A 9,983-nucleotide genomic window follows, 5' to 3' on the forward strand; every position below is an offset into this window, starting at 1 on the left:
GGCGGCCATGAACAGGCGGTTCCGCATCTCGCCGCCGAAGCACAGATTGGAGCAGCGCTCGGGCAGGGCGATCCGGCCGATCGGCTTGCCCTCGGGGTTGAAAATCATCACCCCGTCGAGCTCGTCGCTGCCCATGCCCCAGCCGCACCAGAGGTTGCCGTCGACGTCGACGCGCAGGCCGTCCGGCGTGCCGGGGCCGGCGTCGATCAGCACCCGGCGGTTGGCGATGCGCCGGCCGCCATCGACGACGTCATAGGCGACGATCAGCCGGTTCGGTGTCGCCCGGGATTCGACGAGGTAGAGGATGGTCTCGTCGGGCGAGAAGCACAGCCCGTTCGGTCCCGCGACATCCTCGGCGACGACCGTCAGCGCCCCTTCAGGGTCGACCCGATAGACGTTGCCGGGCAGCTCGGCCGGCGCCTTGCGGCCCTCGTAATTGCCGGCGATGCCGAAGGTCGGATCGGTGAACCAGACCGAGCCGTCGGATTTCACCACGACATCGTTGGGCGAATTCAGCCGCTTGCCGTCCGAGCCGTCGGCCAGCACGGTGATGCTGCCGTCATGCTCGGTGCGGGTGACCCGGCGGCCGAGATGCTCGCAGGTGACGAGGCGCCCCAGGCGGTCGCGCGTGTTGCCGTTGGCAAAGTTGGACGGTCGGCGGAAGGCGCTGACCGTGCCGGTCTCCTCATCCCACTTCAGGATCCGGTCGTTCGGGATGTCGCTCCACAGCAAGGCGCGGCGGTCGCCGAACCACACCGGTCCCTCGGCCCAGCGGCAGCCGGTGGCGATGCGCTCCACCGCCGCCGATGCCAGCCGATATTGGGCAAAGCTGGGGTCGAGCACCTGCACCGCCGGGTCCGGGTACCGGGTCGACGGCACCCAGCCGGCCGCCGATTCATTCTGTCTGCTCATGGCCGGGCTCCGCTTCAGAAAATGTCCGGTTCGCCGACCGGCGCGCCGAAGCTGGTCTCAAGGAAGTCGAAGTCGCAGCCCTCATGCGCCTGGCGGATGTGCTTGTTGAACATCCAGCCATAGCCGCGCTCGAAGCGGGGCGGCGGCGGTGCCAGCTCGGCGTGGCGGCGGGCGAGTTCCTCGTCCGACACCTCCATGTCGATCCGGCGGGCGGCGACGTCGAGGGTGACGAGGTCGCCGGTGCGCAGCAGCGCCAGCGGGCCGCCGACATAGGATTCCGGCGAGACATGCAGGATGCAGGCGCCGTAGCTGGTGCCGCTCATGCGGGCGTCGGAGATGCGGACCATGTCGCGGATGCCCTGCTTCACCAGCTTCTTCGGGATCGGCAGCATGCCCCATTCCGGCATGCCCGGCCCACCCTGGGGGCCTGAGTTGCGCAGCACCAGCACATGGTCCGGCGTGACGTCGAGGTCGTCGCTGTCGATCACCGCCTTCATCGCGGGATAGTCGTCGAACACCAGCGCCGGGCCGGTGTGCTTCAACAGGCGCGTGTCGCAGGCGCTGGGCTTGATGACGCAGCCATCCGGCGCCAGGTTGCCGCGCAGCACCGCCAGCGCGCCCTCGGCATAGACCGGGTTGTCGACGCTGCGGATCACGTCATCGTTGTAGACTTCGGCGCCGGCGATGTTCTCGCCCAGGGTGCGGCCGGTGACGGTCAGGGCGTCGAGATGCAGGTGGTCGCGGATCCGCTCCATCAGCGCCGGCAGGCCGCCGGCATAGAAGAAGTCCTCCATCAGATAGAGGTCGCCGCTGGGCCGGACATTGCCGATAACAGGCACCACCCGGCTGGCGGAGTCGAAATCGTCCAGCGAGATGTCGGCACCGGCCCGCCGTGCCATGGCGACGAGATGGATGATGGCGTTGGTCGAACAGCCCATCGCCATCGCCACCACGATCGCGTTCTCGAAGGCATCGCGGGTCTGGATCCGCGCCGGCACCAGGTCTTCCCACACCATCTCGACGATGCGGCGGCCGCAGGCGGTGGCCATGCGGATGTGGCCGGCATCGGCGGCCGGGATCGAGGAGGCGCCGGGCAGGGTCAGGCCGATCGCCTCGGCGATCGCGGTCATGGTGCTGGCCGTGCCCATGGTCATGCAATGGCCATAGCTGCGGGCGATGCCGCCCTCGATGTCGACCCAGTCCTCGGCCGTGATGTGGCCGGCCCGGCGCTCATCCCAGAACTTCCAGGCGTCGGAGCCTGAGCCGAGCACCTTGCCCTTCCAGTTGCCGCGCAGCATCGGGCCGGCCGGCATGTAGATCGCCGGCACGCCGGCGCTGGTGGCGCCCATCAGCAGGCCGGGCGTGGTCTTGTCGCAGCCGCCCATCAGCACCGTGCCGTCGACCGGGTGGGACCGCAGCAGCTCCTCCACCTCCATCGCCAGCAGGTTGCGGTACAGCATGGTGGTCGGCTTGACGAAATTCTCCGACAGCGACAGCGCCGGCAGCTCGATCGGGAAGCCGCCGGCCTGCAGCACGCCGCGCTTCACATCTTCGACCCGGGTCTTGAAGTGGGCGTGGCAGGGGTTGATGTCGGACCAGGTGTTGAGGATCGCGATCACCGGCCGGCCGGCCCAGTCCTCCGGCGCGTAGCCCATCTGCATGGCGCGGGAGCGGTGGCCGAAGGAGCGCAGGTCGTCGGGCGCGAACCAGCGGGCGCTGCGGAGGGTGTCGGGTGTCTTGCGGGGAATGTCGGTCATGGCTCGCTGCCGTCTGGGAAGGATCGGTGGCTGGGGCAGGGGATCAATTCTGCAGGCCCCATCGTCGCACTGTCCGGCGTTCGATCGAGCGGAAAATCACGTTCTCGACCACCAGGCCGATGATGATGACGGTCAGCAGCCCGGCGAACACCGAGGGGATGTCGAGCAGGTTGCGGTTCTCGAAGATGAACCAGCCGAGGCCGCCCTGGCCGGAGGACACGCCGAACACCAGCTCGGCCGCGATCAGGGTGCGCCAGGCGAAGGCCCAGCCGATCTTCAGCCCGGTCAGGATCGACGGGAAGGCCGCCGGCACCAGGATGCGGATGACATAGCCGAGCCCGCGCAGCCCGTAGTTGCGGCCGACCATGCGCAGGGTCGGTGACACGCCGAGGAAGCCGGCATGGGTGTTCAGCGCCACCGCCCACAGCACCGAATGGATCAGCACGAAGACCAGGCTGCCATTGCCCAGGCCGAACCAGATCAGGGCCAGCGGCAGCAGCGCGATCGCCGGCAGCGGGTTGAACATCGCCGTCATGGTCTCGAGGAAATCGGTGCCGATCCGGGTGTTGATCGCCAGGATCGTCAGCGTCGCCGCCAGGGCGATGCCGGCGGCATAGCCCATCAGCAGCACCTTGATCGAGGTCCAGGCCCGCAGCGCCAGCGGGCCATGGACGAAGCCGTCGATCATGGCCGAGATGGTGTCGCCCAGCGTCGGGAACAGCAGCGGGTTGTCGAGGATCGAGGCGTAGACCTGCCAGATCACCGCCAGCACCACGATCAGCGCGGTCTTGCGCACGAAGGCGCTGCCCCACAGCAGCTCGACGATGCCCAGCCGGCGCTCGACCGCACTGATCTGGGGCGATGCGGCCGACTCGGCCTCGCGCATCAGGATCCGGGCCTGGCCCATGCCGCTCACTCCCTGTGTCCCGGCTCGGCGAAGAGCAGATGGTGGATCTCCTGCTCCAGCTGGCCGGTGCTGCCGTCTTCGGACGAGACCTGGTCGACGTCGCGCACCTCGGCCTTGACCCGGCCGGGATGCGGCGACAACAGCAGGATGCGGTTGCCGATGCGGATCGCCTCGGCGATCGAATGGGTGACGAACAGCACGGTGAAGCGCGTGTCCTGCCACAGCTGCAGCAGCTCGTCCTGCATCTGCCGCCGGGTCAGCGCGTCGAGGGCTGCGAAGGGCTCGTCCATCAGCAGGATGTCCGGCTCCATCGCCATGCCCCGGGCGATGGCGACGCGCTGCTTCATGCCGCCCGACAGGGTGTGCGGATAGCTGTCGACCGCCCGGGTCAAATGGACCTTCTCGATATAGGACCGGGCCCGCTCCTCCGCCTCGCGGCGCGGCAGCTTGCGCGCCACCAGCAACGGGAACATCACGTTCTCCAGCACCGTCTTCCACGGCGGCAGCTGGTCGAACTCCTGGAACACCATCATCCGGTCGGCGCCCGGCTGCGTCACCACGCGGTCCTTGATCCGGATCTCGCCCTCGCTGGGCCGCATATAGCCGCCGACCGCCTTCAGAAGGGTGGACTTGCCGCAGCCCGACGGCCCCAGCAGGACGAAGCGGTCCGACTGGTCGACCTGGAAGCTGACCCGTTCGGTCGCCGTCACCTGCACGGACGGCGTCTTGTAGCGCAGCGTCACGCCGCGGACGTCGAGCAGGGTCATCTCAGTTGCCGTTCAGGTCCTGCGCGACCGGCAGGTAGTAGTCGGTCCAGGCCTTCGCTTCGGTCTTCAGCGTGCCGATCTTGTACAGGTGCTCGGCGAACTTCATCGTGCCCTGCGGCGCGGCGATGAAATCCATCATTCCCGGCTGCTTCAGCATGTCCAGCAAATCGTCGACGCTGGTCTTGTCGCCGGTGACCTGGCGATAGATCTCGACCGCGCCGCGCGTGTCCTTGTGGATGTAGTCGATCGCCTCCAGCGTCGCGGCCTTGACCGCCAGGATCGCCTTGGGGTTGGCGTCGGCGAAGGCGGTGGTGGTGAAGAACTGCGCCTGGGTCAGCGGGCCGCCGATGATGTCGGGCGAGCGCAGCACGACATGGATGCCGGGGATCGACTTCAGCTCGAAATAATCGAAGGGCGGGGCGGAAAAGTGGCTGGTCACCTCATGCTGCGGGTTGGCCAGGGCCGCCGCCGCATCGGGGTGGCCGAGCTGCACCGTGTTGCCGTCCAGCCTGGCCCATTGGTCGGGACCGAAGGCCTGGGCCGCCGCCATCTGCAGCAGGATCGCCTGGGTCGAGATCTTGACGGTCGGCACCGCGATCTTGTCCGTCGGCCCGAAATCCTGAAGCGTCTTCAGGGCCGGGTTGCGGCTGATCAGGGTGACGGGCAGGGCGGAGGAGGCGACGATCCCCTTCACCTTGCCGCGGGTGCGGTCCCACAACAGCAGCAGGTTGCCGACGCCGGTGTTGACGATGTCGACGCCGCCGGCCAGCAGCGCATCGGTCTGGGCGCCGCCGCCCGAGAAGGTGATCCAGTTCACCTTCAGATCCGGCAGGCCCAGCGCGGCAGCCTGCTTCTCGACCAGTTGCTGTTTTTCCATGATGTGCGCGGCCAGGTACAGAATCCCCGGCTGGCGCGAAATCGTGATCTCGGTCTTCTCCTGGGCCATGGCCTGGGACCCCGCGGCAAGCGTGCCGGCGAGGGCCAGTGCGGCGGCGCAGCGGCGCATCCAATTCATTCGCGTTCCTCCACATTTCGGCGCGGCGATCCCCGGCCGGTTGCTCCGGCTCCGGGCGTCGATCCGCCTGGGTCTTCCCACGCCATCGGTTGCGAGTCAGTGAAACACTAATGCATTAGTGCATCGGCCGCCAAGCCAGTTTATGATCGCGGTTGCGGGCGGGGGCCCGACCGGCTCAAATCGAGGCGGCGGCGGAGGGGGATTTCAGCAGCATGACCGGGGCAGCATGACCGTGACGGCGATCCAGCCCTTGCCGCTCGACCGCGCCCGACAGGCGGCGCCGCAGGTGTTCGAACGGCTGCGCGAGCAGATCATTGCACTGAGCCTTGCCCCCGGCACCGTGCTGGCGCGCAACGAGCTGATGGCGCAGTTCGGGGTCAGCCAGACGCCGATCCGCGACGCGCTGCTGAAGCTGGCGGAGGAGGGGCTGGTCGACATCTTCCCGCAGCACGCCACCGTGGTCAGCCCGATCGATCTGCCGCTGGCCCGGCAGGCCCATTTCCTCAGGCGGTCGGTCGAGCTGGAGGTGGTGCGGGCGCTGGCCTTGCGGGCCGACCGGCCGTTCGTGCCGCGGCTGCAGGCGCTGATCGCGCGCCAGCGGGTGATGCTCGACGCCCAGGATTTCGCGAGCTTCGCCGAGACCGACCAGGCCTTCCACCGCCAGCTCTGCGAGGCGGCGGAGGTGCCCGATCTCTGGGCCCTGATCCGCAGCCGCAGCGGCCATCTCGACCGGCTGCGGCGGCTGCACCTGCCGGTGCCGGGCAAGGGGCAGTCGATCCTGGACGACCATGCCGGAATCCTGGACGCCATCGCGTCGGGCGACCCGGACCGGGCGCAGGATGCGCTGCGCCGGCACCTGTCGGGAACGCTGGCGGAGGCCGACGAGATCCGTGCCCGGTTCCCGGACTACGTCAGGGGATAGGGTTCCGAAGAGAAGGCTGCGCGCCAAGAATCTCGCCCAGCACCCGCGTGGCCCCCTGCAACCTGCGCTCGTCCGAACCGCCGAAGCCGAGCAGCAGCCCGCTGCGGCGCACCGTGCCCGCGTAGCAGGTGGACAGCGCCGTTGCCGTCAGGCCGCGCTCGCCCATGCGCCGGACGAGATTGGTGTCATCGAGCCCCTCGGGCAGCAGGACGGCGACATGCAGCCCGGCATCGGCATTGTGGACGACCAGGCGGTCGCCGCAATGCTGCGCCAGGCCGTCGAGCAGGGCTGCGCGCCGCGTCTGGTACACGCCCCGCATGCGGCGCAGATGCCGCGTGAAATGTCCTTCGCCCAGGAATTCGGCGAGCACCGACTGGTAGAGCGTGGGTGGGAACAGATCGAAGGCCAGGCGCATCCGCACGACATCCTGCAGCAGCGGCGGCGGCACCACGAGGTAGCCGATCCGCAATGCGGGAAACATCACCTTGCTGAAGGTGCCGATATAGATCACCCGGCCATGCGCATCCATGCCCTGCAGCGCGCCGAGCGGGCGGCTGACATAGCGGTACTCGCTGTCGTAGTCATCCTCCAGCACCCAGGCGTCTTCGCGCCGGGCCCAGTCCAGCAGCGCCAGCCGCCGCGCCGCGGTCATCGACATGCCGAGCGGATACTGGTGCGAGGGCGTGACATACACGGCGCGCACGCGGCCGGTGCGCCGCAGCGCATCCATGTCGATGCCCCCGTCGTCGACCGGGATCGGCAGCAGCCGCGCTCCGCCGGCTGACAGGGCCGCACGCGCACCGGGATAGCCCGGCTCTTCCACCGCCACGCCGTCGCCAGGGGCGAGGAGCGTCGCGGCGGCGATGCGCAGCGCCGCCTGCGAGCCGGACACGATCAGGATCTGCTCGGCGCTGCAGCGAACCCCGCGGGCGGCGCGCAGATGGTCGGCGATCGCCGCACGCAGCGCCGGCAGCCCCGCCGGATCGCCATAGGCCATGTGCGCCAGCGGCAGCCGCTGTGCATGGCGTGCCACCAGCCGCGCCCAGGCGACATGCGGGAACCGGTCCAGCGCTGGCAGGCTGGTGCGGAACGGGGCGAAGCCGCCATAGTCGCGTTCCGGCGGGATCCGGGGCGCCGGCGGCGCCCCATCCGGCACCGGCTGCGAGTGCAGCAGCTCATCGGGCAGCGCCCGGCTGACATAGGTGCCCGACCCCGCCCGGCCCTCGAGATAGCACTCGTGCAGCAGCTGGTCGTAGGCGGCCAGCACCGGCAGGCGCGACACGTCCAGTTCGACGGCCAGGGCGCGCGTGGACGGGATGCGCTGGCCCGGCCGCAACGCGCCCGCCAGGATCGCCCCGCGGATGCCGTCATAGATCTGCCGGTGCAGCGGCACGCCGCCGGACCGGTCGATGGGCAGATGCAAAGTGGTCATGGCATTTGCGCGTCAAGTGGTGATTTTGACATTACCACTGTCCGCTTAGATTGGCTCATCATCCAGATTCGGGAGAGCCCCATGCCGGCGTGTCCGACGTTTCACCCGATTTTCGCAGGCCTGCTGGCCTGTGCGGTCATCTTCGCGCCGCCGGCGCTGGCGCAGACGGCGGCCACGGCGCCAGTCACCCCGCCATCCGATGGCCAGCATGATTTCGATTTCGAGATCGGCACCTGGAAGACGCAGATGAAGATCCTGGTGGAGCCCCTCAGCGAGTCCCCGGACGAATGGCTCGCCTTCGACGGCACCTCGACGGTCAGCAAGGTCTGGGACGGGCGCGCGAACCTGCTGGAGCTGGAGGCCGACGGCGCCGCCGGGCACCACATCGAAGGCCTCAGCCTGCGCGTGTACAACCCGAAATCACGGCAATGGGCCCTTCACTTTTCCAATGCGCGGGTCGGCACGCTGACGCCGCCGGTGTATGGCGGGTTCACGAACGGCCGCGGCATGTTCCAGGGCCAGGATTTCCTCGACGACGGCCGCGCCGTGCTGGTCCGCTTCGAGATCCTGCCCATGGCACCGGATGTCTATCATTTCGTGCAGTCCTTCTCCGCCGACGGCGGCAAGACCTGGGAGGAGAACTGGGTGGCGACCGACACCCGGACGGCACCGCGCTGAAGAGGAATCATTCGCTGACCGATCGATCGGACAATCTGGTCCAGCTCAGCCCGGGACCTGCCGCTCCCGCCACCAGACATACGCGCCGGCGGCAACGATGACGGCGCAGCCCAGGGCCGGGCGGGCGCCGATCACGTCGCCGAACACCAGCCAGCCAAAGACCAGGCCGTAGAGCAGCTGGCTGTACTGGAACGGCGCCAGGGCGGAGGCGGGGGCCTGGCCGAAGGCCGCGATCAGCAGGGTGTGCGACAGCAGGCCGAGCAGCCCCATGGCCACCATCAGGGCCCAGCCGGTGGCATCGGGCGGCGTCCAGACGAAGGGCTGCGCCAGGCTCAGCAGCACCGTGCCGACCAGGGCCGTGATGAACAGGGTGGTGCGGGGATCCTCGCCATCCAGCCGCCGCGTGGCGACCAGGCCGATCGCCCAGAACAGCGCCGACCCGAAGGCGACCAGGCCGCCGACGATGCCGACGCCGTCGCCGCTGGGCCAGACGATGATCAGCATGCCGGCGAAGCCCGCCACCACCGCGGCCCAGCGATGCGGGCCGACCCGTTCGCCCAGGAACAGCACCGACAGCACGATCACCAGCAGCGGCGAGACGAAGTTGATCGCGAACAGATCGGCCAGCGGCATCAGGCTGAAGCCGACGATGGCGAGGATGGCGGAGGCCAGCAGCGCCAGGGCCCGCCCCAGCTGCAGCACTGGCTTGCCTGTCGCGGCCATCCGCCGGAGCGAGGCCGGCCCCGCGATCAGCAGCATCGGCAGCGCATGGAAGGTATAGCGCGCCCATGTCACCTGGATCGGGTCGTAGCGGCCGGTCAGCGCCTTGGACACGGTGTCCATGGTGGTGAAGCTGCCCATCGCCGCCAGCATGAGCAGCATGCCGGCGGCGGGGCTGGCCGCGATCCGCGGCAGGGCGCGAAGGGCGGGCCGGATGGTCAGGGCGTCTGCACGCCGCGCGTGTTCAGGTAGACCGCGCGCAGCGAGGTGGTGGCGCAGATGAACAGGCGGTTCTTCTTGACGCCGCCGAAGCAGACATTGGCCACCACCTCCGGCACCTTGATCTTGCCGATCAGCGTGCCGTCGGGGGTGTAGCAATGGACGCCGTCGGCGGCGCTGGTCCAGATGTTGCCGTGATGGTCGACCCGGAAGCCGTCGAACAGCCCGGCGGTGCAGACGGCAAATTCCCGCCCCCCCGAGACGGTCGCACCATGCACGTCGAACAGCCTGATGTGCTTGGCATGCGCCGCGCCATGCGTCGCCCCCGTATCGGCGACATAGAGCTGGCTCTCGTCGAGCGAAAAGGCGAGGCCGTTGGGCCGCACCATGTCGGTAATCACCGCTTCGACCGCGCCGCTCACCGGGTCGATACGATAGACATTGCAGCCACCAATCTCGCCCACCGACTTGTTGCCCTCATAGTCGGAATCGATGCCGTAGCTGGGGTCGGTGAACCAGATCGAGCCGTCGGACTTCACCACCGCATCATTGGGCGAATTGAGCCGCTTGCCATTCCATGTGTCGGCCAGCGTCGTCACCGTCCCGTCATGCTCGGTGCGGCTGACCCGGCGCCCGCCATGCTCGCAGGTGATC

General features: G+C 68.8%; 10 protein-coding genes. 2 read left to right on the forward strand and 8 right to left on the reverse strand.

Features of this window, described 5'->3' with window-relative positions:
- The 5 genes from AC3XYG_RS08230 to AC3XYG_RS08250 form a co-directional block, all read right to left on the reverse strand.
- Nucleotides 1-912, reverse strand: a 912-nt coding sequence (locus AC3XYG_RS08230; RefSeq protein WP_489139331.1) for an SMP-30/gluconolactonase/LRE family protein, incomplete at its 3' end; no start/stop codon positions are given.
- Between the two features lie 14 nt (nucleotides 913-926).
- Nucleotides 927-2,669: an L-arabinonate dehydratase gene (gene araD / locus AC3XYG_RS08235; protein WP_489139332.1), complete on the reverse strand. Its 1,743-nt coding sequence runs from the start codon at nucleotides 2,667-2,669 to the stop codon at nucleotides 927-929.
- Between the two features lie 43 nt (nucleotides 2,670-2,712).
- The gene (locus AC3XYG_RS08240; protein WP_489139340.1) at nucleotides 2,713-3,576 is read right to left on the reverse strand and encodes an ABC transporter permease; all 864 of its coding nucleotides are present in this window, start codon (nucleotides 3,574-3,576) and stop codon (nucleotides 2,713-2,715) included.
- Between the two features lie 5 nt (nucleotides 3,577-3,581).
- Nucleotides 3,582-4,343 (reverse strand): ABC transporter ATP-binding protein, encoded by a 762-nt coding sequence (locus AC3XYG_RS08245; RefSeq protein WP_489139333.1) that lies wholly within the window; start codon nucleotides 4,341-4,343, stop codon nucleotides 3,582-3,584.
- Nucleotide 4,344: 1 nt separating this feature from the next.
- The gene (locus tag AC3XYG_RS08250) at nucleotides 4,345-5,358 is read right to left on the reverse strand and encodes an ABC transporter substrate-binding protein (protein ID WP_489139334.1); all 1,014 of its coding nucleotides are present in this window, start codon (nucleotides 5,356-5,358) and stop codon (nucleotides 4,345-4,347) included.
- A gap of 226 nt (nucleotides 5,359-5,584) precedes the next feature.
- Here AC3XYG_RS08250 and AC3XYG_RS08255 point away from each other — a divergent pair, with 226 nt between their 5' ends.
- The gene (locus AC3XYG_RS08255) at nucleotides 5,585-6,280 is read left to right on the forward strand and encodes a GntR family transcriptional regulator (protein WP_489139335.1); all 696 of its coding nucleotides are present in this window, start codon (nucleotides 5,585-5,587) and stop codon (nucleotides 6,278-6,280) included.
- Here the strand turns inward: AC3XYG_RS08255 and pdxR are convergent.
- On the reverse strand, nucleotides 6,270-7,712 hold the full coding sequence (gene pdxR, locus AC3XYG_RS08260; RefSeq protein WP_489139336.1) for a MocR-like pyridoxine biosynthesis transcription factor PdxR: 1,443 nt from the start codon (nucleotides 7,710-7,712) through the stop codon (nucleotides 6,270-6,272). The two genes, AC3XYG_RS08255 and pdxR, sit on opposite strands and share 11 nt — an antisense overlap.
- An 81-nt stretch (nucleotides 7,713-7,793) precedes the next feature.
- On the opposite strand from pdxR, the gene AC3XYG_RS08265 reads away from it, so the two are divergent.
- Complete coding sequence (locus AC3XYG_RS08265; RefSeq protein WP_489139337.1) at nucleotides 7,794-8,390, forward strand: hypothetical protein; 597 nt, start codon at nucleotides 7,794-7,796, stop codon at nucleotides 8,388-8,390.
- Between the two features lie 45 nt (nucleotides 8,391-8,435).
- On the opposite strand, the gene AC3XYG_RS08270 is transcribed toward AC3XYG_RS08265, so the two are convergent.
- Nucleotides 8,436-9,272 carry a DMT family transporter gene (locus AC3XYG_RS08270; protein ID WP_489139338.1) on the reverse strand — a complete coding sequence of 279 codons (837 nt, stop codon included), beginning with the start codon at nucleotides 9,270-9,272 and terminating at the stop codon, nucleotides 8,436-8,438.
- A gap of 56 nt (nucleotides 9,273-9,328) precedes the next feature.
- Nucleotides 9,329-9,983: SMP-30/gluconolactonase/LRE family protein (locus AC3XYG_RS08275; RefSeq protein WP_489139339.1), on the reverse strand; the 655-nt coding region annotated here is incomplete at its 5' end.

It is taken from the genome of Inquilinus sp., assembly GCF_057815775.1.